Here is a 26403-nt window from a genome sequence, read left to right as displayed (position 1 = left end):
GACGTTTTGCTGTTCAGTTTTCAAGGTTCATGTTTGTATGCCGCGCTCATTGGCGACTTTATTAATATATCCTGTTCGCACCTGGAAGTCAATACTATTTTAAAATATTTTTTCAGGCGTCTTAAGGACATGTATTAATATAAACCGTACAGCAAATTAAATCAAGCCTTTTCCTTAAAAAACTTGGATTTAATTTTTTTGAAGTCCGCAACAAACAAAATGATCCCTGCCAGCACAACGCTCCCACCTATTATCTGTGATGCACTGAGAAGTTCCCCTAGAATGAAATAGGCCAGTATTGCCGCTCCTACCGGCTCAAACAAAATGGCAATTGAAATGACATTCGTACTCACCCACTTCAATGACCAATTGAAAAGTGTATGCCCGAGCAGGTTCGGAATAATCGCCAGCAGCAAAAACCACATCCACTCGGAAGCTGGGTAAGGGCCGAATGACTCGCCTTTAGCTATGATATAGAAGAATAATGTTATCGTGCTAACGCTATAAACGACAAACGTATACGTGACCAACGAGATTCTTTTCCGGACATCTTGGCCGAAAAGCAGATAAGCAGTGATCAATGCGCAGGCAATCAACGCCAGCATATCTCCGTAGAGCGCCATCCCGCTGATTTTAAAATCGCCGTAGCCGATCAATACGCTGCCGCCGACTGCAATCACTCCAGAAACGATTGTCTTAATGGACAACCGCTCTTTAAAGAAGAAGTACGTGCCGGCGAAAGCGAATAACGGCTGAAGCGTAACCAAGACAGTGGAACTGGCGACTGACGTATAATTAAGCGATTCAAACCATAAGATGAAATGAAATGCGAGAAAAATTCCAGCGATTGATGTAAAAACCCAATCCCTCTTGCTTAGCTTCTTGATTTCCGGGGTATATTTCATTAAGAATACCGGACTCATGATAAGGATTGAGAACAGCATTCGATAAAAAGCCGTCACCCCTGAGTCAGCGGAAGTCATTTTCACGAAAATCGCTGAGAGTGCAACTGAAAAAACACCGATGATGATCGGGATGAAAGGATTAATTGCTGGTTTTTCCATAGCGGTGCTCCTTTAAGGTTGTTATGCTGTAAATACATAATTCAAATCAGCTTCTTCCAGTTTGACAGTTCCAGCATTCTTTATCAATCCCGTAATAAGGAAGGAGGAATTTAAATGGATTTTCTGGATGCACTTCATATCTCCTCCTATGAAACTTTCCTCAAGCTAGTAATAGCTGCTGTTCTAAGTTTAGTTATCGGGCTCGAGAGGGAATTAAAAAGGAAGCCTGTCGGGTTGAAGACGAGCGTCGTGATTGCTACATTCAGCTGTTTGCTGACAATCATTTCGATTGAAACGGCCTACCTTGCAGAAGGCAGTCCGCATGAAGGCGTCAATATCACAATGGATCCACTCCGCCTTGCCGCACAAATTGTATCCGGCATCGGTTTTCTTGGAGCCGGCGTCATCCTCAAGCGCGGCAATGATTCGATTTCCGGATTGACCACCGCAGCAATGATTTGGGGAGCTGGAGGAATTGGCATTGCAGTAGCCGCAGGTTTTTATATCGAAGCATTTTTCACAGTAGCCATTATTCTTTTCGGTATCGAAGTACTGCCCCCTGCCCTTTTCAAATTCGGTCCAAAGCGTTTGCGTATGGCGGAGGCCAGCATTAAAATCATCGTATCCGATACAGAGTCTTTCCCTATCATCGCAGAAGCGATAGAATCAAATGGGGTAAGCATTGAATCTCTTTCAATTTTCCATCATGAAGGCGATAGCGGAAATGTACTTCATCAAATGGCGATGCGGGTATCGTATTACCACACCAAAGAAACAATAAGCCTTTATCAGGAAATCATGGCTATCGACAAAGTCGAGGAAGTGGATATTGAGCTTATCAATTAAGGAGGAACGAGAATGGGAGAATTTTTTACATTATTAAAAGGCGGGAACAAGCCGTCCTTATTCGCTGCAGTTATCAATACTTTTATCTCAATTATGAAAGGTGTCGCCTTCTTCTTTACAGGAAACGTGGCAATGTTCGCCGAAATGATGCACTCGATCGGCGATGCAGCAAATCAATATTTTGTTTTTATCGGTTCGGCATTATCGAAGAAAGCGCCGACGAAACGATTTCCAAATGGTTTCGGCCGATTGCTTAACATTGTACTTCTAGGTGCCGTATTAATCGTCGGCATCATGGCATATGAAACGATTCTCGAAGGCTGGCACCAAATGACTCATCCAATGGAAGCGGAAGGATTTATCATCAGCGTTATCGTCTTGACAATAGCCATCCTCTTGGAAACTTTCGTCCTTTATAAAGCAGGCAAGGAAGTTTTGCATGAAGCAGGCGTCAAAGGCGGAGCACTTGCTCCCTTAACGACAAGTTTCGCCCATTTGAATCGTGCCAAACCTGCAACTAAACTCGTGTTTCTTGAAGATTTAGTTGCAACTTCAGGCGGCGTCCTGGCGTTAGTCGCCATTTTGATCGCCCATTACACAGGCTTCCTTGCAATCGAAGGTGCAGCTTCTATCGCTATCGGTTTGATGATGTTCTATGTAGTCACCAAAGTATTCATGGACAATGCCCGTGGCGCTATCGGGGAAACTGATGAGCAGATGGTAAACCATATCGCCCACATCCTGACTGATCAACCCGCAGTTAGAGATATCAAGAAGCTTGAAGTTATCAAAGAAGGTGAATTCCTTCATGTGGAAACACTCGTAGAAATCGATCCATCGCTAACCGTAGCCGAGGCAGATGCTTTGCAAGACCGTTTAGCCGATATCCTTTTGAACCAGCCGAGCGTTGACGATGTCATTGTGTCGCTTGACGCGGACGATGGCGAAACGCATTGGACGCATGTCAGCAAGCGCCCTGATTCGTTATCCGCAACGCCAACCGAATAATAAATAAAAAAAGATTGGGCGCATTGTGCGCCCAATCTTTTTATAATCTTTTTTTAAAGTGAAGCTGTTAAGATTTCTTTTACGTCGTCGCTTTGCAATTTATTGAAATTGCCGAACTCTCCGTAGACCATGGCTTTTTCAGCCATCAAGTCAATCTTCGAACCATCAATTTCATAATCCGCCAAACGTGTGGGCGCTCCAAGAGATGTCCAGAATGCGCTCATGCGCTCGATTCCTTCCAACGCCGCCTCTTCGTCCGTCTTGCCTTCTCGTTCAACATCGAAGACACGTTCAGCCATTTGCGCAAAGCGTGCTGGATTTACTTTGATGTTGTGGCGCATCCACTGAGGGAATAGAATAGCTAAGCCTCCAGCATGCGGAATATCGTAAACTGCTGATACGGCATGTTCGATATTGTGTGTAGCCCAGTCTCCGTTGTAACCCATTTGAAGGATGTTGTTCAACCCCATCGTCCCTGCGAATAAAATCGTTTCGCGGTGCTCGTAGCTTTGGAGATCATCTAATAATTTCGGAGCCGTTTCAATTACTGCTTTCAATACTCCTTCGCACATCCGGTCTTGTACAGGTGTGTTTGTAGCATTGTTGAAATATTGCTCGAAAATATGGGACATCATATCGACAATGCCATATACCGTATGGTCTTTTGGCACCGACATTGTATAAGTCGGATCAAGAATCGAGAATTTCGGGAACGACAACGGGCTTCCCCAGCCATATTTCTCTTGTGTTTCTTCATTTGTGATGACCGATCCAGAGTTCATCTCTGAACCTGTTGCCGCCAAAGTCAGCACTGTGCCGAATGGCAATGCCTCTTTCGGCTGTGCTTTGCGTGATACGAAATCCCAAGCATCGCCATCATATGGTGCGCCGCATGCAATCAGTTTCGTACAGTCAATAACAGAACCGCCGCCTACTGCCAAAAGCATATCAATGCCTTCATTTTTACAGATTTCAATGCCTTTGCGTGCAGTTGAGATCCGTGGATTCGGCTCTACTCCGCCTAATTCAAAAACTTCAAGGTCCGCTTCAGCTAAGGTAGCCATTACTTCATCGTAGAGGCCGTTCTTTTTGATGCTGCCTCCGCCATATACCACCAATACTTTTTTGCCATATTTAGGCAATTCTTTCTTAACCGCTTCTAATTGCCCTTTACCAAAAATTAATTTAACCGGGTTGTAAAATGAAAATGCATTCATCTAATCATCCTCCTATTCTTTTTCTATTATGTAGATTTCCCTATTAAAACGCAAAAAAACCGCTCGGGAAGAACCCGAACGATCTTTTTTCGCCTTAAACCCACCCACGGAAGCGTGCTGCTTCCGCAGTTCTGCGAGCTCCGACCATATAAGCGGCCAAGCGCATATCAATATTGCGTGTAGTAGCGACATTGTAAACATTATCAAAAGCATCAACAAGCTTTTTCGTCAGCTTTTCATCTACTTCTTCCTGCGTCCAGTAATAACCTTGGTTATTTTGAACCCATTCAAAGTAAGACACTGTGACGCCGCCTGAACTAGCCAATACATCCGGCACAAGAAGAATTCCACGTTCAGTCAGAATTTTCGTCGCTTCCGAAGTTGTCGGCCCGTTCGCCGCTTCCACGACGATTGAAGCTTTGATATCATGTGCATTTTCAGCTGTAATCTGGTTGGCAATCGCTGCTGGGACAAGGATATCGCAATCCAATTCAAACAACTCTTTGTTTGAAATCGTGTTATCGAATAACGTTGTCACGGTACCGAAGCTATCGCGGCGGTCCAGCAAGTACTCAACATCCAAGCCGTCTGGATCATGCAATGCCCCGTAAGCGTCAGAAATTCCGACAACTTTCGCGCCTTGATCATGAAGGAACTTCGCCAAGAAACTGCCGGCGTTGCCGAACCCTTGAATTACTACCCGTGCGCCTTTAATTTCAAGGCCGCGTTTTTTAGCAGCTTCATTAATAACAATGGTTACACCTTGAGCAGTCGCTTTATCCCGGCCTTGTGAACCACCAAGGACAATCGGTTTCCCCGTAATGAATCCAGGTGAATTGAATTCATCAATTTTGCTGTATTCATCGAACATCCACGCCATGATCTGCGAGTTAGTGAAAACGTCCGGAGCCGGAATGTCTTTGTTCGGCCCAACGATTTGGCTGATTGCACGGACATAGCCGCGGCTCAGTTTCTCGATTTCATGCATGGACATTTCTCTTGGGTCACAGATGATGCCGCCTTTTCCTCCGCCATAAGGAAGATCGACGATTCCACATTTCAATGTCATCCACATAGAAAGCGCCATTACTTCTTCCCGGTTTACGTCAGGATGAAAACGCACTCCGCCTTTAGTAGGTCCGACTGCATCGTTGTGCTGTGCACGGAATCCTGTAAATACTTTTGTTTTTCCATCGTCCATGCGGACTGGAATACGCACTTCCATAATACGCATAGGTTCTTTTAAAAGTTCATACATCGATTCTTCGTATCCGAGTTTATCCAACGCAGTTCGAATAACGTTCTGAGTTGACGTCAACAAGTTCAAGTTTTCAGCCATTGTTTTAATTCGCCTCTTTATATTTATAGTAATTACTCGAAACTAGTGTAACATATCCAGCTTGTTGCGTGCTAGAAAGTCATTAATTTGAAAATACTTTTTGGATGCGTTCGATTGCCCAGTCAAGTTCTTCTTTTGAAATGATCAATGGTGGTGCAAAACGGATGACAGTATCATGCGTTTCTTTGCATAATAAACCAAGTTCTTTCAGTTTTTCGCAATAAGGACGCGCTGCTTCAGTCAATTCCATGCCGATGAACAATCCACGGCCGCGCACTTCTTTAATAGAAGGATGTTGGATTTCACGCAATTTGCCAATAAAGTATTCGCCTAGTTCTTGCGAACGTTCAGCTAATTTTTCATTTTGCAGCACTTCAAGAGAAGCGATTGATACTGCGCAAGCAAGTGGGTTTCCGCCGAAAGTCGAACCGTGTGATCCTGGGTTAAAGACATTCAAGATTTCATGGTCTGCAACGACACAAGAAATCGGGAACACTCCGCCTCCAAGCGCTTTGCCCAATATGTACATATCCGGCTCAACATCTTCCCATTCACAAGCGAACATTTTACCAGTACGCGCAAGCCCACACTGAATTTCGTCAGCAATGAATAAAATGTTGTTTTCGCGGCATAATTCTCTTGCAGCTTTCAAGAATCCTTCTTCTGGCATAACAATGCCTGCTTCCCCTTGGATCGGTTCGATCAGGAAGGCAGCAGTATTTGGTGTAATCGCATTTTTCAATGCTTCCAAATCGCTGTAAGGAATGATTTTAATGCCTGGAAGCATCGGTCCGAATCCTCTTCTGTAATCCGGATCTGACGATAAAGAAACAGCAGTCATCGTACGGCCGTGGAAGTTGCCTTCGCATGCAATGATATCAGCTTGATCTTTTTCAACGCCTTTTACGTCATAGGCCCAACGGCGAGCTGCTTTAAATGCAGTTTCGACAGCTTCTGCACCAGTATTCATCGGCAAAGCCATTTCCTTGCCGGAAATTTTACAGATCAATTCGTACCAAGGAGCCAGCATATCGTTATGGAATGCGCGTGAAGTCAATGTCACTCGGTCAGCCTGGTCTTTTAAGGCCTGGATGATTTTCGGATGGCGGTGGCCTTGGTTGACAGCGGAATAGGCTGAAAGCATATCCATGAATTTATTGCCTTCAGGATCCTTGACCCAAACTCCTTCTGCTTCTGTGATGACGATTGGCAGTGGATGGTAGTTTGGTGCACCGAATTTTTCTGTTTGTTCGATAATCTCTTGCGTCTTTGTCATTGAAATTCCTCCTTTTTAAAAAAGGCAGACTAATTAGTCCGCCTTTTAATGAATAATTATACCACTTAATGCTTCTTAATACATTTCAGAAGTTGTTTTTGCTTGCATGTGAAGACCCAAGTAATCCGGTCCGCCCGCTTTTGAGTCTGTTCCAGACATGTTGAACCCACCGAATGACTGGTATCCAACGATTGCGCCTGTGCATCCACGGTTGAAATACAAATTGCCGACATGGAATTCTTCGCGTGCATATTCAAGATGTTCGCGGTTGTTCGTAATGACTCCGCCCGTCAAACCGTATTCTGTGTTGTTGGCAATGTCGATTGCTTCTTTAAAGTCTTTCGCTTTTGTGAAGCCGACAACCGGTCCGAAAATCTCTTCCTGCATAACACGGTCAGTTGGTGCAAGATCCGCAATGACAGTCGGGTTCACGAAGAACCCTTTAGAATCGTCGCCAGTTCCACCCGCAACTACGCGGCCTTCTTCTTTGCCGATTTCAATATAGCTCATGATTTTTTTGAAAGAGTTTGAATCGATAACCGGGCCCATGTAATTCGACTGGTCAGTCGGGTTGCCGATTGTCAATTCGTTCGTCAATTCGATGACGCGTTCAAGAACTACGTCGTACACGTCTTCTACGACAACGGCACGAGATCCTGCAGAACATTTCTGTCCGCTGAAACCGAATGCAGATTTGACGATCGATTGTGCAGCAAGCTCCAGGTCTGCTTCTTTATCGATAACCATCGTGTTTTTCCCGCCCATTTCAGCAATCAGGCGCTTCATCCAAACTTGCCCTTCGTTCACTTTTGCAGAACGGTCAGCGATTCTTAGGCCGACTTCTTTTGAACCAGTGAATGAGATGAAACGAGTTTTCGGGTGATCGACCAAGTAGTCTCCAACTTCAGAACCCGGTCCTGGGATAAAGTTGACGACGCCTGCAGGCATGCCCGCTTCTTCAAGAACTTCGATGAATTTATAAGCGACAACCGGAGTTGTTGAAGCTGGTTTCAATAGAACTGTGTTCCCTGTAACCATTGCAGCAACAGTCGTTCCTGCCATGATTGCAAAAGCGAAGTTCCATGGAGAAATGACAACGCCTACTCCAAGAGGAATATAATCGTAGCGGTTGTCTTCGCCTGGACGGCTTTCGACTGGCATGCCATCTTTCATCTTAAGCATTTGGTGCGCGTAGTAAGTCAAGAAGTCGATTGCTTCAGCTGTATCAGCATCCGCTTCGTTCCATGGCTTGCCCGCTTCTTTTGTAAGAAGTGCAGAGAATTCATGCTTGCGGCGGCGAACAATCGCTGCAGCTTTCAACAATACATCAGCGCGCACTTCAGGTTTAACTTTTTTCCACGTTTTGAATGCTTCAAGAGCGCTTTGCATCGCTTTTTCAGCTAATTCTTTATTTGATTTCGAAACACGGCCGATGATTTCTTCTTTATCAGCAGGGTTGAATGAAACGATTTTGTCTTCAGTTGTAACGCGTTCTCCACCAATAACCAATGGATAGTCTTGGCCTAAATACGCCTCAACTGTTTTTAAACCGGCCAGGTAAGCAGTGCGGTTCTTTTCAATTGAAAAATCTGTGAATGGTTCGTGTTTATAGGGAATCATGTGAATCCTCCTTGGATTTAATAAAAGCGCAAAAAAAGTTTGCACTTATATTCTCTTTACATATATAATAATGCAAAAGATTGTTGCATTAATCAAGTCTTTTCTATTAAAAAGTTATAAATATTTTGAGGTGATTTTTTGAAAACCGTTGAGAAAGACTTGTTGCCGTTCTACCATTTCGCTGCAGAACACGCGGCAGTCGGCATCCACGCGATTGATCTGAAAGGCAAGACGATATTTTATAACCAGAAAATGAGAGAAATTGAAGGTTTCGATTACGAAGAATTGGCGGATCGTTCGCTGTTGGAATTATTTCGTTTTGATCAGCACGAAAGCACATTGCTGCAGGTGCTGCAATCCGGAAAAGCCGTTTTGAATGTAAAACAGACGTATTGGAACCGCAAAGGCCAGGAAATCACCACCATCAACGATACCCATCCGGTCTTTGACGAAAAGGTGCTAGTCGGCGCAATTGAATTGTCACGGGATGTTACGAAACTGGAAAAGGTCGTATACCAGCCGCTTAAAAAGTATGAAGAGCCGATTACGTTTTCAAGCATCACTGCAATTTCGGAGAGTATGAGAAAAGTCATCCAAACAGCCGAGAAAGCTGCGACATTAAAGCTTCCTGTTTTATTGGTGGGTGAATCGGGCACAGGAAAAGAATTGATCGCTGAGTCGATCCATTCAGCATCTTCGTCCAGCGGCCAGCTGTTCACTTTGTATTGCCACGGCACTGACAGTCAATTGATCGATCGTCTCCAGGAAGATTTGGCAGATACGCCGCACAGGACGGTCTATTGCGAACGCATCGACCTCCTCCCTTTGCCTCTGCAATCCCATTTGCTGCAGATGGCGAAAGAGCTCTCCAATCAGAACACTTATTTTATCGCCAGCGTTGGTGAAGATCCAGTGGAGCTGATCGCTTCGCAAAAATTGTCGAAAGAACTCTATTATTTCTTTTCAGCTATGACCATCCAGCTCGAACCGCTCCGCAACCGAAAAGAAGACGTCATGCCTTTTGTTTATGATTATTTGTCCCGGCACCGCATGAAATTCGGTTCAGTGGTCCGCAGTTTGACAAAAGAAGCGGAAGAGATGTTCTTGAAATATGATTGGCCGGGCAATTTAAAGGAACTTGAGTTGCTTCTCGACGAAGCGACCTCTCTTTTGACCACCGAAGAGTCGCTTACGGCGGAATTGCTGCCACAGCATTTTAAATGGAAGACGATGAACAAACATGCTTTGAACCCTGAGGACTTTATCGTCCATTCCGGCAAGGAAATGCTGCCGCTCGATGATTATTTGCAAGAAGCGGAAAGCTATTATTTAAAAAAAGCGATGGACCTCCATGGCGGCAATGTTACGAAAGCTGCAGCAGCACTCGGCATGAGCCGGCAAAACCTGCAGTATCGATTGCGGAAAATCAAAAAAAACGAAGCGCAGACATGATGTCTGTGCTTCGTTTTTTTGTTGCGCCTAAGCGCTTTCCTTACTGTCTAGCTCCAGCGGCCAGATCCTCGGGTCATAAGCCAGTCATCCTGTGCGGCTGAAAAAATGCCGCTTCGGCTGCCCGTCTTATGCCCTACGGATCTATACGGCCGCTTCCGCTTTTCTTACTGCCCTGAACGCTTGATCCACTCTTGCATTTTGTCTTTCAACGAGTTGAATCCTTCAGAATCATTTTCGTTTACGTGTGACTGAAGAGATTGTTTTGGTTTTTCAGTGCGCTGAGCTGCTGGCGGCTGCTCTTGTAGTGCACGGATTGACAAGCTGATTTTTTTAGATTTATCGTCAACTTCCAAAACTTTAACGTTAACTTCTTGGCCAACTGCCAAGTATTCGCTAACTTCTTTTACGTAGCCGTGTGTGATTTCTGAGATGTGGACCAATCCTTGAGTTTGATCGTCCAATGCTACGAATGCACCGTATGGCTGAATTCCTGTTACTTTACCTGTTACTGTGTCGCCTGTTTGGAAATTTGTCATTTTATACCCGCTCCTAGTCTTATCTAATTATCCTGTACACCTTATTGGCATCTGTAAATTATAGCACAGAATAGGCAGCAGAGTAAAATCAATACATATTCAAGTCGCCAAAACGCCAGCCTGACGGGGTTTTGACCATGGTTAATTGGTTGAATTCCACGTCAGCACCGTCGTTCGGGCCTTCGAATTGGAAGCTGCCGTGTTCTATGCTGCCGTCACCGTTTCCATAATAAAAGGAGTCGCTATAAAAGGCTGCGCTCAGCGCGTCAGAAAAATGCGGTACGCTTCTTCCAGAAAGTTGTGTCAGAACATAGGACTCTTCCAACGCCTCCGGCTCTTCGAAAAGCAAGAGAAGCATGGCTGTGTTCTCCTCTTCAAAAGCCTTCAAAAGCAGTCCGGCGATTTCCCCCGGCGACGCTTTATCCAGCACTTTTTCGTCTAAGCTTTCTTTGAATTCATTGTACAAGGCATTCACATTTTTCTTATAGCCTGATTCTTTTCCGCTCAAGTCATAATTTTCGTAAAGGTGATACTGCATAAACCATGTTGCATCGCCCTGCATAACAAGGCTAGGGGTGAACTGCGGGTAAACGGTTTCGTCTTTCGGGCTGATGGACAGGTACAAATGCAGCCTCGGCCCTATGCGCGTGATTTGCTCTTCGTTCACTTCTATCCATTTGATGTATTCTTTTAAACCAGGCTGCTGACGCCAGATCCGCTTGTACTCAGGGAGCGGCGGTTTCGCTTCCCCGGACAATAGATGCCACATTGTCTCAGCGTCGCCAAGGCTATTCGCGTGGTCGAACAGCAGCAAAACATCAAGCGGCTGCACATTTTTCAGCATGGCCAAGTCGTGCTGCGCTGAAAAGTCCTTATATAGCTTTTCGGTCGCTGCAAAATCGTGCCGTTCCAATTGAATGAGCTGGGGTTCGATTGCAACGTCACCATTCGGCAGTTTCGCTGCAAGCTTGCCTGCTTTCTCCATCTCCAGTGCTTCCATAATGCTGTCATACTCTAGTTCATCGTAACTTTTTGAGCCCGTCCAGCCACTTGCTTCCATTTCATCTATAATAGGCAGCATGACGTAAATCAGCGGATTGCCGGATTGCTCAGCCATTTGCTTCCATGCTTCCTGGTATTCCCCTTTTACAATCCCTTGGCGGTCAAAAACCGTCTGGCCTTCTCCGCCTTTCAGCGTCAGAAAAAAGGCATGCTGAAAAACAGCTGCAAAATCCTGGTACAGCGGTGAAGAGTCCACAGATTCAAGCAATGGCCGTTCAATTGATGTCAGGATGTATGGCATCTGGCTGATGGGTTGCAAGAGGCCCTTTTCGTCAAAGTACGGATCATTCATCAACAGGCCGATATAATTGCTCGCTTCGTAATCGCTATTCAGCAAATTGCTTGAATGCAGTGCTTCCGTGTTCCGGCGTGTGATGAAACGGTCTTCTGATGGATGCTTGATGACCGTCAGGCTGCGTTCGCTAAGGGAATCGACCAAGTTCTGGACCTCTTGCGTGAAGTCGCTGCGTCCCGCAAGCAATTTTTCGGCCGACAATTCCCCGTTGACCTCCACTTCCGCGAGTTCCTCATGATTCGTTGCCAAAACCTCTTCCGACAGCAGCATCAATTCTTTTGTTTTCAGCGCATAATTAACAAGAACTTTCTGCGTTTCAGCGCTCGATAAAAACGCGTCGCTAAAAAGCAACACCATCTCTTTCGGCGTTTCGATCTGCAGCATTAACTCATCCACTTGCCGCTGCATTTTCTTTTTATCATTTTTCATCTGTTCAGCATGTTCATTGCTCAATACCCGTTCCATTTGCTGATCCGCTTTTTTGACGTATTCCAGCTGATTATATACACCCTCATCAATGCCCAGCCGCTCCGGAGACGATTGCCGGATTTTGTTGTACTGCTGTTTCCAGCCCTCGAGCATTTCAACTGTAAGCTGATTCTCATTTTCCGCTTCCGCTGCTGTCAGCGGCAAATCCGCTCTAGCGTTATCCATTATATAAGATGCGCCAATGACGCCTGCCAAAAACAGTCCGGCTGTAGCCAGCAGAACTTTAGTGCGCTTCGCCACTGGCGCCGGCATTGGCGTGTTTTCAGGAATGTGCGGAATTTCTGCTTCTCCTTCACTTTCCGCCATGCTGAACTCGATGCGGCCATAGGATTTTCCGGCAAATTCCATACGTTTTTCAACGGCCGCAACATCCGCTATGCCCAAGTTTTCTTGTAATTGCCGCAAACCGGCCTGTAAGCTTTCCAGCACCTGCAGTTCGGAACGTTCTACGATACCGCTGATTTCCTGAAGCTGCTTGCCCTGTAAATAATGCAGCGTCAACGCGATACGCTCAGGCGCATCCAAACCCAAGATGGCTTTATGCGTTTCGAGGTCTTCAGGAAAGCGGAACATGTCTTCCGCTGCTTCTTCGCTTCCGGTAAATCGAGGCAACTTTAAAATTGCCGTTTTATACAATAAAATGTCCAGCTCTTTTTCATCATCCATTGCTGCTGAAGAAAAATCTTTGTATACAGCCTGCTGGAATGCATTTAGTTTGTCTGCCGGCACGCCATTTTGAAAGCCGAAACGCATGACTTGCCCGTGTAGTTGCGGTGTCCATTCCGATGTCGTCTGGTCTCGCCCGTTTGGGATACGATTCGTCCGTTGATTGGCATCCATTTTGAAATTCACCTCTTTTGCGTAAATATTCAATCATCTTCCTTTATTTGTTTATTATACACGATAATGTACCCTTGCTTTGAATTGTCTCTATTTTTTTATAGGTGGGTCGTGTAGAATTAAAAAATCCAAATAGTTTAGGAGTGAGAACATGCAGAAACGTGAACAATGGACATCGAAGCTCGGCTTTATCCTCGCGGCAGCGGGAAGCGCCATCGGTTTAGGGGCAATCTGGAAATTCCCTTATGAAACCGGTGCAAATGGCGGCAGTGTCTTTATCTTGCTCTTTATCATCAGCACCTTAGCAATCGGCTTGCCGATTTTGCTTGCTGAATTCGTCATCGGCAGACGCGGACAGGCAGATGCTGTCAGCGGCTTGAAAAAACAGGCACCTGGAAAACCATGGTTTTTAATCGGTTGGTCTGGACTTATTTTCTCTTTTGTCATCTTATCTTTCTACAGTGTTGTCGGGGGCTGGATCCTTTCTTATCTCGGCCGCTCCTTATTGTTCCAGTTGTCGAATCTGGGTGACGCTGATTTCGCTGAATTATTCGGCGGCATCATCGGCAACCCGCTGGAAGTCATCCTTGCGCAAGCTGCATTTATGCTGCTGACGATTTGGATCGTGCAAGGCGGCATCAAGGGAGGCATTGAACGCGCCAGCAAGATCATGATGCCTGGACTGTTGATTTTCCTGGTCATCTTGATGGTCCGTTCATTGACATTGGACGGCGCCATGGAAGGCGTGAAATTCATGTTCGTGCCTGATTGGTCGTTCTTTAATTTTAAAACCGCATTGATCGCGCTGGGACAGGCATTCTTCTCCTTGAGCGTCGGTGTTGCAGGTATGATGACTTATGCATCGTATTTGTCGAAATCCGAGAATCTCTCCCGTTCCGCTGTCAGCGTTGCCGGATTGAACATCCTGATTTCCATCATGGCCGGATTGATCATTTTCCCGGCAGTATTTGCACTTGGCTATACTCCGGATCAAGGGCCTGGTTTGGTCTTCATCATCCTCCCGGCCATTTTCGACCAATTATTCATGGGCGGTTTGCTGATGATCATCTTCTTCGTGCTCATGCTTTTCGCCACGTTGACTTCATCCATCTCGATGCTTGAAATCGGTGTATCCATTATCGTGAAAAATAAATTCGACCGTCGCGTCCGTGTTGCGTGGTTGTACGGCTTGGTGATTTTCCTGTTCGGCATCCCGAGCGCATTGTCATTCGGCATCATGTCGGAGCCGTTCATGTTCGGCTATACATTCTTCGATTTCATGGACATTTTGACTAGCCGGATCGGCTTGCCGATCGGTGCATTATTCACTGCCCTCTTTGCCGGCTATGTATTGAAAAAACATGAAGCTGAAACGGAGTTGCCTGGCCAGACAGTCTGGTTCCAAGTATGGCGCGCATTGGTGCGCTATGTAGCTCCAGTAGCGATTATCGTCGTCTTTATCCAAGGAATCATTTCCATTTTCTAAGCTGTTATTTGTTTCGAAACTGCCATAATTTCGTCTGTCGAAATAGACAGTTTATGGTATACTTCATTTAATTACATGAAACATTTTGCAGAGGAGTGTATATATATGAAGAAAGATTTGCACACACAATTAAAGTTCCTTCGTGAAGAACGCAATTTGTCGCTAGACGAATTAGCTTTGAAAGCCAGAATCGGCGTCGCTAGGCTCCAAGCCTATGAATCCGGCGAAGAAGTGCCTTCTACACAAACTATCTTGAAACTCTCAAATGCACTTGAAGTGCCGGCATCCAATTTGCTGGACGGTGCAGAAGCAGCTCAATAAAAAAAAGCTTTCGGCCCATTGGGGCTGAAAGCTTTTTTTATTTAAATAATGCACTTTGCTTCGTATTTCAATGCCAGCAGTTTATAGGAAATGGCGACGCAATGTTCGAGAGGAATCCATTTCTCGAACGTGAATTGGTAGATGCTTTGGATTTGCTTCGCTAAATCGGACGGATCATCGAGCACATGCAATTGAGCTATAACTTCCATAATTTCCGAGCCATACAAATCTCCGCCGATTGAGTAAGGATCCCATTCTTCCAAGACTCTCGCAGCTCTTCTGTTCATTTCACTCATTCCCATTTGATTTCACCTTACATTTCCATAGTATTAACAGCCATAATAGCACATAAGCAAAAAAAGAGAAGAGCCTTTGTCCTGAACTCTTCCCTTTGCCATGAATAGGCTGCTTTAAATCAAAGCAAAATTATTTGGATAGCACTTCAATTGAATCGATGGTAACGTCTTCTACCGGGCGGTCCTGTTGTTTGTCAACTGCCGCGATTGCATCAACAACGTCCATCCCTTCGATGACTTGGCCGAAAACGGTGTGTTTGCCGTCAAGCCATGGCGTTCCGCCCAATTCAGCATATGCTTGCTTCACTGCATCCGGACGGTCTGAAGAAACGCTGTCCGCCGGAGCTTCTTTTGCCTGTACGATGAAAAACTGGCTGCCGTTCGTTCCGGGACCAGCGTTTGCCATCGACAATGCACCTCGAAGGTTCAATAAGTTGTCGCTGAATTCGTCTTCGAACGATTCGCCATAAATGCTTTCTCCGCCTCCGCCAGTGCCTGTCGGGTCACCGCTTTGCAGCATGAAGTCTTCAATGACGCGGTGGAACAATAAGCCGTCATAATAGCCATCTTCTGCAAGGGTCAGGAAGTTTTCAACCGCTTTTGGCGCGTAATCCGGGAATAATTTGATCTTGATCGTTCCCATCGACGTTTCCATTGCGACCAGCTCTTCGTTGTCTGCGACTTCATTGCTTAATTGCGGATAGACAGCGGCGCTTGCCGGTGCTGCCGCTTGGTTTTCTTCGGCTGTTTCAGGTTCTGCCTTTTCTGGCTGTGCTTGCTGCTCTTCTGTACCGCATGCGGCCAAGAAGCCAGCCAGCAGGATTGCTGCTGTTAATTTCATTTTCATCTCATTCACCCCATCACATTTTATCATACAATATTTCGAATTGGCATGTAATTCTCAGCACTTTTTTCGTGTGACGAAATACTATATAATAGAAACAGGTTCACGGATCAGAAAGAAGGGACTCCGGATGGAAAGACAAAAAAAGAACTTCCTCATCATTATCATCTCCAATTTCCTGGTAGCCGGAAGCACTACCATGATCATGCCTTTTCTTTCGCTGTACATCGAATCGCTCGGGAATTTTTCCGAGGAATATGTCCAGCGCTGGGCAGGCCTCGTATTCGGCGTCACATTTGTCGCCGCACTTTTCATGTCACCGATTTGGGGACGGATTGCTGACAAGTATGGCTATAAGCCAATCCTCATTATCAACTGTTTTGGGATTGCCACCAGTATTTTCTTAATGGGAACGGCCGAATCAGTCCATGAATTATTCTTCATCCGTTTGTTCATGGGCGTTGTGACGGGCTTTATCCCGACATCTCTTGCCTTTGTCAGCTCACAGACGTCGAAGGAAACGGCTGGCAAAACGCTTGGCACGCTGCAGATGGGCAGCGTATCTGGGACTTTATTCGGACCGGTGATCGGCGGATTGATGGCCGATACATTCGGCTTTACGTATACATTCCTTATTACCTCGGGTGTCATTGCGCTAGCTGCGCTTATCGTCGTCGGCATCAAAGAAGTGAAACGCGTGAAGCATAAAGACGCCCATGTTTATGCGCGCAAAACCATCATCCAGGGCATCTTCCACCATCGCTTGCTGTTCAACGTCATGATCATCACCGCGTTGATCCAGATTGGAAACTTCAGCATTCAGCCGCTGCTGTCGCTTTATGTCGCTCATTTGACCGACAGCACACAAGTCGCCTTGCTTGCCGGCATCACATTCAGTGCGACCGGCGTCGGCAATCTCTTGTTCGCACGGCGCTGGGGCCGCCTCGGCGACCAGATCGGCTACGAAAAAGTCCTGACATTCTTATTGATCCTCGCATTCGTCTTCATCATTCCCCAAGCTTTTGTCACGGAGCTTTGGCAATTGATGATTCTTCGGCTATTGTTCGGGATTGCCGTGGGCGGCATGATTCCGACAACAACCGCATTGATGAGACGCGAAGCGCCTATCGAGATCCAAGGGGAAGTCATGGGCTACAATACCAGCTTCCGCTTTTTAGGGAATATCATCGGCCCGATGTTCGGGGGCATCGTCAGCGGATTTATCGGAATCCCTGCCGTCTTTATCGTTACCGGCTCATTGTTCTTGATTTCATTTATATTCTTGAAATACACGACCGCCAAACCGGAACAGGATTTTGAAGACGTTCTTCTTGAACAGGAATTGAAATCTTCATGACAAAGCAGCAGATTTCCAATGGGAAATCTGCTTAGACTGTAGACAAAGTCTAATCAAAATGAATAACTTTATATACCCCCACCGGTCTGGCCACTTCGCTTTCCGTGGGCTCAGCTTCAGCCTCCTCGGCACTGACGTGCCTGCGGGGTCTTCAGCTTTCGCTGTCCCACAGGAGTCTTCGTGGCCAGACCGGTTGTCAGCATTTAGCTCTAATTGAAGAGAGTAACCAACGAATTCACTTTTCGTAAGCAATCTCTCAAGGATTCGGAGCGCAATGCGGCGAAAGGCAAATATGTGCTCCTGCATCGCTGCGCTAGCTTCGTCGCAAAGATCATGTCCGAACTTCTTTCGGACACGATCTTTCCTGCGGAAGAACGGAGTGGTGAGACCTCGCAGGAGCTTGCGACGAGGAGGCTCAGCGCTTCGTCCGCGGAAAGCGTCCGCATGGAGCGCAGAATCCAGTATACCTAAGATGAAACGACTTTTATTCTTTAAATAACAAAAATATTTACTTGTCTACTACATGAGCAGATTTCCAATGGGAAATCTGCTTTTTTTATTCCAGAATAAAACCGGATTCTCTTGTTACTCGGTCTTTGGGAAGGTGTATTTCGACTAAATTCGACAGCGTTTTCCAACTTTTTTATTTGAGTTTCTTCCTATTTCATTAAGCGGGAAATCCTTGCGGCATCAGCCGTACAGCAAAAGCCGAACGGTGCAAATTTATTGGATGTACGTTATAATTTCTCTAGAAACCCATCATGTAACCGCTTGAAAGGAGGATTCATTTGTCACTCGTGTTTTTAATCTTTTTGCCGATACTCGCAGCCCTGCTGATTCCGCTGCTGTTCAAAAAACTTAGCCGCATCCATACCGGCTGGTTTGTCTTGATTGTTCCCGTGATTTTATTCATCTATTACGCTTCTTACCTACCGCAAACGATGGAAGGCGGAACTTTCACTTCAGAATTTCAATGGATCCCTTCCTTGGACATTGCATTCATCGCATACCTGGATGGATTGAGCCTACTGTTCTCTCTATTGATAACGGGGATCGGTTCGCTGGTTGTTTTGTATTCAACCTTTTACTTGGATAAGAACCGCGAGCAATTACATAATTTCTACGTTTACTTATTGATTTTCATGACCGCTATGCTCGGAGTCGTCCAATCCGACCATATGATTACGTTGTACCTTTTCTGGGAACTCACCTCCATTTCCTCATTCCTGCTGATCGGTTATTGGTATACACGCGACCGTTCACGCTTCGGGGCTTTAAAGTCAATGATGATCACCGTCTTCGGCGGCTTGATGATGCTCGGGGGCTTTGTGCTGCTCAGTATCATGGGCAATACTTACTCAATTCGCGAACTTATTGCGCAAGCACCGGATCTGGTGCAGCATGAGTTCTTTATCTGGGCGCTCGTGCTCATCTTGCTTGGCGCCTTTACAAAATCTGCCCAATTCCCATTCTACATCTGGCTTCCAGATGCCATGGAAGCGCCTACTCCTGTAAGCGCCTACTTGCATTCGGCGACGATGGTAAAAGCCGGCCTTTATCTGGTGGCGCGTTTTACGCCGATTTTCGCGGCTTCCGGACTTTGGGTATGGCTCGTTACAGGCGTCGGATTGTTCACCATGATTTGGGCATCTGTCTTTGCACTTAAACAAAAAGACCTGAAAGGGATCCTGGCGTTCTCTACCGTTTCGCAATTGGGCTTGATCATGAGCCTGCTCGGTGCTTCCGCTATGGGCTTCCATGTAGAAGATGCGGCAAACACCGTCTTTAAATACGCTGCGTTCGCTGCGATCTTTCACTTGGTCAACCATGCCGTATTTAAAGGCAGTCTGTTCATGGTCGCTGGAATCGTCGACCACGAAACAGGGACGCGCGACATTCGCAAACTGGGCGGCTTGATGAGCCTGATGCCGATTTCCTTCACTATTGCCATGATCGGTTCGCTGTCGATGGCCGGCATTCCGTTGTTCGGCGGTTTCCTGAGCAAGGAAACCTTCCTGACTGCGATGCTCGCCATCACCGAGTTCGAACCGTTCTCGATGGATGTCTGGGGCTTCTTGTTCCCTGTCATCGCCTGGGTCGGCAGTGTCTTCACGTTTATCTATAGCTTGTATTTCGTGCTCCACACGTTCACCGGGAAGCACAAGCCGGAGGAGCTGCCGAAACAGGCGCATGAAGCGCCTATCGGCATGCTCATCCCGCCAGCTATTTTGGCAATGCTTGTTATCGCGATTTTCTTCATCCCGAATGTGGTCGGTGACTGGATCGTCAAGCCGGCGGTGCTGGCTATCCAGCCATTCCTTTACACTTCGCCGGAGCAAGTCGATGTCCATGTTTCCGCATGGCACGGCTTCAACACGGAATTGTTTATGACGCTCGGCATTTTCGCTGTCGGCGGCCTGCTGTTCTGGCTGCTGCGCAAATGGCAGCCGGTTTACGACAAACTGCCGGAAACGTATTCGCTCAACAGCCTGTATGATTTCATGATGTATTTGAGCGACAGCGGCGCCAAGCGCTTTTCCGCTCTGTACATGACGGGCTTTATCCGCTCGTATTTGGCTTATATGTTCGGATTCTTCATCTTGATCATGCTGACGACACTGTATTTGGTGGATGCCTTTGTTTTCGATACCACCAACCTGGCGCCGGTCGGCACGTATGAAATCTTCATCGCCATCGCTTTGGTCGCTGCAACGATCACGACAATTGCAGCGAAATCCAGGTTGACAGCTATTGTCGCTTTAGGGGCGGTCGGCTATTCCGTTGCATTGTTCTTCGTCATATTCCGGGCACCGGATTTGGCGCTGACGCAATTGGTCATCGAAACCATTTCCGTTGCACTGTTCCTGTTGGCGTTTTACCATTTGCCAATCAACAGCAAAAAAGAAGAACGCATCAGTTTTAAAGTCGGAAATGCGGCCATCGCATTAGGGGTAGGCGTCACCATGACTTTGGTGGCATTGTCCGCCCACTCCCAAAAGCTTCTGCCGTCCATTTCCGAGTATTACAAAGAAACGGTTTATTCAGAAGCCGGCGGCGGCAATATCGTCAACGTCATTCTCGTTGATTACCGCGGCTTTGATACCTTGTTTGAAATCGCCGTTCTTGGCATTGCTGGAATCGGGATCATCACCATGATCAAGCTCCGATTGAGCAAAAAGGAGGGCCACCATGAAAACAAATGATGTTATGCTGCAGACCGCGACCAAGGTGGTCATTTTCATCATCCTGCTGTTTGCGGTCCATATTTTCTTCACCGGGCATTATACACCGGGCGGCGGTTTTGTCGGCGGCCTGTTGACAGCGAGCGCCATCGTCTTGTTGATGCTGGCATTCGACCTGGACACTGTGAAAAAGATTCTTCCGCTCAATTACGTTGCCATGGTCGCGGTCGGCTTGCTGATTGCACTTGGCACAGCTGGCGCGTCCATCGTTTTCGATGTTCCCTTTTTCACACACGCTTATGATTATTTCGATCTGCCGTTATTCGGCAAAACATCGCTGCATTCTGCTGCGTTGTTCGATTTAGGAGTTTATTTGGTTGTTGTCGGAGTTACGATGACCATTATTCAAACGATTGGAGAGGATGAATAATGGAAATTATCATGTCGGTTGTCATCGGCTTTCTGTTCATGGCAGCTGTTTACTTAATGCTTTCTAAAAGTTTGATCCGCATCATCATCGGCACCGGGCTCTTGAGCCACGGCGCCCATTTGCTGCTGTTGACGATGGGCGGACTCGGCGGAATGGCTCCTCCGGTCGTGGCAGACGGCGTCAGCGTAGCAGATTACGCTGATCCCCTGCCACAAGCCTTGATTTTGACGGCAATTGTCATTTCGTTTGCGGTGACATCATTCTTCCTGGTTCTTGCTTACCGCGCCTACCAGGAACTGGGCACAGACAATATGAACTTGATGAGAGGAACTGAAGATTATGAGTAATTTGCTTCTTTTTCCGATCCTCATCCCTTTATTGTTTGCAATCGTTTTGATGTTCTTCCCGAAAAATGTTTCCTTGCAGCGGTCCACCGCAATAGCGGGTGCGGCTGCAACGTTGATCGCCGCCATCACATTATTGGTGAAAGTCCAAAATGACGGTGTCCAAGCGATTACCTTAGGCAGCTGGCCTGCGCCATTCGGCATTTCCATGGTGTCCGATCTGCTTTCCGTGCTGCTTGTGCTGAGTGCCAGCTTAATCACGTTTTTCGTTATTTTATACAGCATCCCGACAATCGGTGAGGCGCGTGAACGGTCATTCTACTATTCGGGGATTATGTTCTTGCTGGTCGGCGTCAACGGCGCGTTCACGACCGGGGATATTTTCAACTTATTCGTTTTCGTTGAAGTGCTGTTAATGTCTTCCTATATGCTGATTGTCCACGGCGGCGAAAAGCCGCAATTACGGGAAAGCATCAAGTATTTGCTCGTAAACATCATTTCTTCCGCATTGTTTGTTTCGGCAGTCGCCTATCTGTATTCGGTGACCGGTACGCTGAACATGGCGGACTTAGCGGTGAAAATCCCGCAAATCGAATCCACCGGCATTCTAACCTTGATCGCCGTTATGTTCTTGGTGGTTTTCGGATTTAAAGCATCCATTTTTCCGCTTTATTTCTGGCTGCCAGGTTCTTATTATGCTCCGCCTACGCCGATCTTGGCTTTATTCGGTGCCTTGCTGACGAAAGTCGGCGTCTATGCGATCATGCGTACATATACCTTGTTTTTTACCATGAATACCGGGTTTACACATGAACTGCTGGCCATCGTCTCGATTTTGACGATACTCGCCGGCTGTATAGGGGCACTCGCATATTTCGATGTAAAGAAAATCATCATTTACAACATCATCATCGCAGTCGGCGTCATTTTGTTCGGCGTCTCGCAATTGAATGAAGCAGGCATCAACGGATCGATTTTCTATTTGGTCCATGACATGCTCATCAAAGCTGCATTGTTCTTTCTTGTCGGCATCGTCGCTGTCATTTTCGGCACGACCAACCTCCGCGAAATGGGCGGGTTGATGAAAACCTACCCGTTCCTTGGATGGGTTTACTTGATTGCCGCATTCGGTTTGGCAGGCATTCCCCCGTTAAGCGGATTCCCTGGCAAATTATTGATTGTCCAAGGCGGCTTTGAAGGCCCTCATTTCTGGGGCAGCATCATCATTTTAGCGACCAGCCTGCTGGTTTTGTTAAGTGCGATGCGAATCTTCATCTATGCATTCTGGGGCGAACCAAGAGAAACGATGCCTTTAGAGAAAACAACTTACCGCAGAATGCTCATACCGTCTGTCGTCCTGGTCATCATCACTATCGTACTAGGTGTCGGCGCTGAAATGTTCATGCCCCTGATCCAAGGTGCAGGAGAAGTTCTATTAAATCCATCCATCTATATAGATGCGGTATTAAAGGAGTAGAAGACCATGTCCCTGCAAATATTATTGAATTTCTTCCTGGCCGGCGTCTGGATGTTCATCACGGACAATTTTACTCCCTCCGGTTTCGCCATCGGTTATTTGGTTGGCCTTCTGCTTGTGGTCATGATGCGTAGGTTTTTCTCGAGCAGGCTGTACCTCTACCGAATTTGGGCAGTCATTTCCCTGTTCTTCCTGTTCCTGAAAGAATTGGTGCTATCGAGTTTTGCCGTGTTCAAGCTGGTTATCCAACCGCGTTTGAATATCAAGCCTGCTATTTTTGAGCTGGAAACTGAATTGAAACAGGACTGGGAAATCACTTTGCTCGCTGCATTGATTACATTGACGCCGGGTACGCTCGTTCTCGGCATTTCAGATGATCAAAAAAAATTATACATCCACGCCATCGACTTTGAAGATATCGAGGATGCGGTGTCTTCAATCAAAAATACATTTGAACGGGCAATCTTGGAGGTGAGCCGCTCATGATGACATTCTACTGGGTTGCCTTGCTCATTATCAGCTTTGCCTTTGTCGGCTTGCTATACCGGCTAATCAAAGGGCCTAGCATCGCTGACCGCATTGTTGCACTCGACGCGTTAGGCGTTGCGCTTGTCTCCATCATCGCGCTATTGTCGCTTATCCTGGAAACTAAGTTTTTCCTGGCGATCATCCTGCTGCTGAGCATCCTGGCTTTTATCGGGACAGTGGCATTTGCGAAGTTCATTGAGAGAGGTGTGATTTTCGATCGAAAACCTAATCGTTAATTCATTGATCATCATTTCCATCAGTGTAGGCGTCATTTTCAGCGTCGTGACAGCCTTGGGGCTTATCAGACTCCCTGATGTATACACTCGGACCCACGCGGCCTCTAAGAGTGCAACACTCGGCGTTTTAGGCATACTGACAGGAACTTTCCTGCATTTCCTGTTGATTGAAGACCATTTCAATCCTCAATTGATCATCGCCATCGCTTTCCTTTTCATCACGTCTCCGGTCTCCGGCCATTTAATCGGCCGTGCTGCTTATATGTCCGGTACGGAACTGGCGAAAGAAACCGTGCGCGATGATATGAAAATATTGCGGAAAAAAACAGAAGACCCTAAATAAGTAAGAAAAAAGAGTTGGCAAGCGAAAAATCGCTTGCCAACTCTTTTTCTGTTTATTGCTGTTCAGCCATTTTCTCTACAAGCATTGCGAGTGTCCGGACCATTGCACCTGTTCCGCCCTGCGGCCCAAGGTCATGCTGGGAAGCAGCGTGTGAGGTGCCGGCGATATCCAAATGGATCCACGGCGTCCCTTCCGTGAATTCCCCGACAAAGCCTCCTCCGAAAATCATGTGGCCATCGCGGCCAGGCGAGTTGTTCAAATCGGCTACATCACTTTTACGGATTCGTTTTTTATCGCTCTCTGTCAACGGCAAGCGCCAGACAAATTCCCCTGTCTCTTTCGCAGCACCCATGAACAAATCGAAGAACGCATCATCATTGGCAAGCGCTCCTGTTTTATCGTTGCCGAGTGCCACGATCACACCGCCGGTCAACGTTGCCACGTCGACGATTTTTGTTGCGCCAAGCTGCTTCGCATATGTCACTGAATCCGCCAGCACCAAGCGCCCTTCCGCATCTGTGTTAAGGATTTCAATCGTCTTGCCGCTGAGTGACGTAATAACATCATCCGGTTTGAACGCATTCCCTGACACCATGTTATCGGTCGAAGCGATCACTGCGACCACGTTTTTTTCCGGCTGCAGCTCACCGATGATCTTCATCGCACCAAGTACTGCTGCTGCACCGCCCATATCGCCTTTCATGCCCACAATGCCATCTTTCGGCTTCAACGAGTAACCGCCCGTATCGAACGTGATGCCCTTGCCGACAAGCGCAAGCGGATCTTCAAAGCCGTCTGTCGCTTTGTACTTTAAGACAATCAGCCGAGGCTCTTCGACAGAACCTTGGTTGACAGCAAGGATAGCGCCCATGCCCAGCTCTTCCATCTCCGCTTTGCCCAGGATTTCTGTTTCAAAGCCATATGTATCTCCAAGCTCTTGTGCATAATCCGCGAGCATTGTCGCCGTCAGCAAATTGCCAGGCATATTGACCAATGTCCGCGCTTCATTGACCGATTGGCCAAAAACGTGTCCAATAAAAGCAGAAGCTGACACTTCGTCTTCATTGCCGTCCGTCAAGAACGACAGCGTTTCCATTTCCACGTCCGCTTCGTTTGATGATGTTTTATAATCATCAAAGCTGTAAGTCCCCATCGTAATGCCCTCTGCAGCCAAATAAGCGGCGTTCTCAGCATTCACCGCATCGTTTTGGAACGAGTCCAAATACACAGCCGCATGGCGGATTTTCTTTTTCGCCAATTCTTTTCCAGCAAGTGCAAATGCTGTACGAACAATGTCTTCAGTCAATTTCTTGCGGTCATCCAATCCAACGAATAAAACCCGTTGAATCGAACCAGATAATGTTGGATACGCAACGATGGAATTCAAATCGAAAGAAAGCCCCTGTTTGATCCAGTCTTCCAGCTTGCCGTTGAACCGTTCAGAAAAATCCTGCCAGTTTTTCGTATTTTCCGGATGGCGGGTCAAGCCCACCACTAAAATATCCGCTTCACACGCTGCAGCATCATTGACTATTTTAAACTCCATTTAAAATCCCCCTTTATGTTGTTTTCCATTCAAGTGTAGCATTAATTCTGCAAAGCTAGTAGTTCGTAAAGCGAAATATTTTCCACAAGAAGAAAAAAGCAATTATGATATACTGAAAGCATAAATGAATCAGGAAAGGTTGTGTACTGGATGGAATTTTTCTCAAATCTTCCGTTGATGATTGCTTTATTCGCTATCCTTTTTGCCCAATTCGTAAAAATTCCCATTCACTACGCAGTGACGCGGGAACTCAATTGGGGCCTCTTCACTTCCACAGGGGGCATGCCGAGCTCACATTCTGCAGCCGTCACTTCCCTCACCACGTCCGTCGGCATCCAGCATGGCGCGGATTCGACCATCTTTGCGATTGCGACGATGTTTGCCGTGATTACGATGTACGACGCGACAGGCGTCCGCTTCCAAGCCGGCCAGCACGCGTTGACCATCAATAAGCTGCGGCAAGACCTGCATATGTTCATGAATGAAACGAGAAGCTGGTCCCAGAAAGCCGAAGAGGAAAAAATCAAAGAGCTCAAGACACTTCTCGGCCACAAGCCAAGCGAAGTATTCATGGGCGCACTGACCGGAATCGCGATCGCATTTGCGATTCATGGGTTGGTTCAGTAATAAAAGCGCGTCCCCCAGTGGGTCGGCGCTTTTTAGGTCTCATTCTCTTTTCATTTCGCTTCAGGTGGACGCTTTCCGCGGGCACTACCTCAGCCGCTTCACTCACTGTGTTCGCTCCAGCGTTTAATGTGAATTAAGTCAAGCGCTGTCTATGTCGATTTTTGACAACACAAAGCCAAAGATCAACTGGAATAAAATTGAAATCGACAATCACAGAACGTTCTAAAGGCATTTTTCCACAACGCACAAAGTCTTGTTTATTGTCTCCACAGGGATACAACCTACTTCATACAATCTAAGGGAATTTACGTTTTATTCGTATTTATGGAACAAGACCCATTC

The 26403-nt window shown here is 46.7% G+C and carries 24 protein-coding genes; 14 read left to right on the top strand and 10 right to left on the bottom strand.

Annotated features, from left to right (window positions below; translation table 11 throughout):
• Positions 1–161: 161 nt before the first annotated feature.
• The gene (locus EGV91_RS08495; RefSeq protein WP_135502646.1) at positions 162–1064 is read right to left on the bottom strand and encodes a DMT family transporter; all 903 of its coding nucleotides are present in this window, start codon (positions 1062–1064) and stop codon (positions 162–164) included.
• Between the two features lie 114 nt (positions 1065–1178).
• Here EGV91_RS08495 and EGV91_RS08490 point away from each other — a divergent pair, with 114 nt between their 5' ends.
• Positions 1179–1910, top strand: coding sequence for an MgtC/SapB family protein (locus EGV91_RS08490; RefSeq protein ID WP_135502644.1), 732 nt, complete (start codon positions 1179–1181; stop codon positions 1908–1910).
• Between the two features lie 12 nt (positions 1911–1922).
• Entirely contained in the window at positions 1923–2918 is a 996-nt protein-coding gene (locus tag EGV91_RS08485) for a cation diffusion facilitator family transporter (protein WP_135502642.1), read from the top strand.
• A gap of 53 nt (positions 2919–2971) precedes the next feature.
• On the opposite strand, the gene EGV91_RS08480 is transcribed toward EGV91_RS08485, so the two are convergent.
• The 4 genes from EGV91_RS08480 to pruA form a co-directional block, all read right to left on the bottom strand.
• A complete protein-coding gene (locus tag EGV91_RS08480; RefSeq protein WP_135502640.1) occupies positions 2972–4135 on the bottom strand; it encodes an iron-containing alcohol dehydrogenase in 1164 nt (387 codons plus the stop codon).
• Between the two features lie 94 nt (positions 4136–4229).
• Positions 4230–5474, bottom strand: a complete 1245-nt coding sequence (locus EGV91_RS08475; protein ID WP_135502638.1) for a Glu/Leu/Phe/Val family dehydrogenase — start codon at positions 5472–5474, stop codon at positions 4230–4232.
• Positions 5475–5556: 82 nt separating this feature from the next.
• The gene (locus EGV91_RS08470; RefSeq protein ID WP_135502636.1) at positions 5557–6750 is read right to left on the bottom strand and encodes an ornithine--oxo-acid transaminase; all 1194 of its coding nucleotides are present in this window, start codon (positions 6748–6750) and stop codon (positions 5557–5559) included.
• A gap of 75 nt (positions 6751–6825) precedes the next feature.
• The gene (gene pruA, locus EGV91_RS08465; protein ID WP_135502634.1) at positions 6826–8370 is read right to left on the bottom strand and encodes an L-glutamate gamma-semialdehyde dehydrogenase; all 1545 of its coding nucleotides are present in this window, start codon (positions 8368–8370) and stop codon (positions 6826–6828) included.
• Positions 8371–8508: 138 nt separating this feature from the next.
• On the opposite strand from pruA, the gene EGV91_RS08460 reads away from it, so the two are divergent.
• On the top strand, positions 8509–9822 hold the full coding sequence (locus tag EGV91_RS08460; RefSeq protein ID WP_135502632.1) for an AAA-type ATPase lid domain-containing protein: 1314 nt from the start codon (positions 8509–8511) through the stop codon (positions 9820–9822).
• A 164-nt stretch (positions 9823–9986) separates the two neighbouring features.
• On the opposite strand, the gene yugI is transcribed toward EGV91_RS08460, so the two are convergent.
• Complete coding sequence (yugI, locus tag EGV91_RS08455; protein WP_135502630.1) at positions 9987–10358, bottom strand: S1 domain-containing post-transcriptional regulator GSP13; 372 nt, start codon at positions 10356–10358, stop codon at positions 9987–9989.
• 88 nt (positions 10359–10446) lie between these two features.
• The gene (locus EGV91_RS08450) at positions 10447–13044 is read right to left on the bottom strand and encodes a hypothetical protein (protein ID WP_135502628.1); all 2598 of its coding nucleotides are present in this window, start codon (positions 13042–13044) and stop codon (positions 10447–10449) included.
• A 151-nt stretch (positions 13045–13195) separates the two neighbouring features.
• Here EGV91_RS08450 and EGV91_RS08445 point away from each other — a divergent pair, with 151 nt between their 5' ends.
• Positions 13196–14530 carry a sodium-dependent transporter gene (locus EGV91_RS08445; RefSeq protein WP_135502626.1) on the top strand — a complete coding sequence of 445 codons (1335 nt, stop codon included), beginning with the start codon at positions 13196–13198 and terminating at the stop codon, positions 14528–14530.
• Positions 14531–14635: 105 nt separating this feature from the next.
• Positions 14636–14851 (top strand): helix-turn-helix domain-containing protein, encoded by a 216-nt coding sequence (locus EGV91_RS08440; protein WP_135502624.1) that lies wholly within the window; start codon positions 14636–14638, stop codon positions 14849–14851.
• A gap of 41 nt (positions 14852–14892) precedes the next feature.
• Here EGV91_RS08440 and EGV91_RS08435 read toward each other — a convergent pair whose 3' ends face one another.
• Both EGV91_RS08435 and EGV91_RS08430 read right to left on the bottom strand, forming a co-directional pair.
• Positions 14893–15138, bottom strand: a complete 246-nt coding sequence (locus tag EGV91_RS08435) for a DUF1871 family protein (protein WP_338325030.1) — start codon at positions 15136–15138, stop codon at positions 14893–14895.
• Positions 15139–15277: 139 nt separating this feature from the next.
• A complete protein-coding gene (locus EGV91_RS08430) occupies positions 15278–15994 on the bottom strand; it encodes a peptidylprolyl isomerase (RefSeq protein ID WP_135502621.1) in 717 nt (238 codons plus the stop codon).
• Positions 15995–16121: 127 nt separating this feature from the next.
• Here EGV91_RS08430 and EGV91_RS08425 point away from each other — a divergent pair, with 127 nt between their 5' ends.
• From EGV91_RS08425 to mnhG, 8 genes are all read left to right on the top strand, one after another.
• Positions 16122–17348, top strand: coding sequence for an MFS transporter (locus EGV91_RS08425; protein WP_135502618.1), 1227 nt, complete (start codon positions 16122–16124; stop codon positions 17346–17348).
• Positions 17349–18136: 788 nt separating this feature from the next.
• On the top strand, positions 18137–20551 hold the full coding sequence (locus EGV91_RS08415; RefSeq protein ID WP_135502614.1) for a Na+/H+ antiporter subunit A: 2415 nt from the start codon (positions 18137–18139) through the stop codon (positions 20549–20551).
• Positions 20538–20960 carry a Na(+)/H(+) antiporter subunit B gene (locus EGV91_RS08410; protein ID WP_135502612.1) on the top strand — a complete coding sequence of 141 codons (423 nt, stop codon included), beginning with the start codon at positions 20538–20540 and terminating at the stop codon, positions 20958–20960. The genes EGV91_RS08415 and EGV91_RS08410 overlap by 14 nt, the downstream gene beginning before the upstream one ends.
• Complete coding sequence (locus EGV91_RS08405) at positions 20960–21307, top strand: Na(+)/H(+) antiporter subunit C (protein ID WP_135502610.1); 348 nt, start codon at positions 20960–20962, stop codon at positions 21305–21307. The genes EGV91_RS08410 and EGV91_RS08405 overlap by 1 nt, the downstream gene beginning before the upstream one ends.
• The gene (locus EGV91_RS08400) at positions 21300–22781 is read left to right on the top strand and encodes a Na+/H+ antiporter subunit D (protein ID WP_135502608.1); all 1482 of its coding nucleotides are present in this window, start codon (positions 21300–21302) and stop codon (positions 22779–22781) included. The genes EGV91_RS08405 and EGV91_RS08400 overlap by 8 nt, the downstream gene beginning before the upstream one ends.
• Before the next feature lie 6 nt (positions 22782–22787).
• On the top strand, positions 22788–23267 hold the full coding sequence (locus EGV91_RS08395; RefSeq protein WP_135502606.1) for a Na+/H+ antiporter subunit E: 480 nt from the start codon (positions 22788–22790) through the stop codon (positions 23265–23267).
• Positions 23264–23545 (top strand): Na(+)/H(+) antiporter subunit F1, encoded by a 282-nt coding sequence (locus EGV91_RS08390; RefSeq protein ID WP_135502603.1) that lies wholly within the window; start codon positions 23264–23266, stop codon positions 23543–23545. Before EGV91_RS08395 ends, EGV91_RS08390 begins: the two co-directional genes overlap by 4 nt.
• A 4-nt stretch (positions 23546–23549) precedes the next feature.
• Entirely contained in the window at positions 23550–23888 is a 339-nt protein-coding gene (mnhG, locus tag EGV91_RS08385) for a monovalent cation/H(+) antiporter subunit G (RefSeq protein ID WP_221301037.1), read from the top strand.
• A gap of 52 nt (positions 23889–23940) precedes the next feature.
• Here the strand turns inward: mnhG and EGV91_RS08380 are convergent, their stop codons facing one another.
• A complete protein-coding gene (locus tag EGV91_RS08380; protein WP_135502599.1) occupies positions 23941–25434 on the bottom strand; it encodes a leucyl aminopeptidase in 1494 nt (497 codons plus the stop codon).
• Between the two features lie 150 nt (positions 25435–25584).
• On the opposite strand from EGV91_RS08380, the gene EGV91_RS08375 reads away from it, so the two are divergent.
• Positions 25585–26061, top strand: a complete 477-nt coding sequence (locus EGV91_RS08375; RefSeq protein ID WP_135502597.1) for a divergent PAP2 family protein — start codon at positions 25585–25587, stop codon at positions 26059–26061.
• Positions 26062–26403 lie beyond the last annotated feature (342 nt).

The sequence above is a fragment of the Planococcus koreensis genome, assembly GCF_004761975.1.
Lineage (GTDB): Bacteria > Bacillota > Bacilli > Bacillales_A > Planococcaceae > Planococcus > Planococcus koreensis.
The sequence above is the reverse complement of the archived record's forward strand: the minus strand, read 5'-3'. Positions and strand labels throughout refer to the sequence as shown.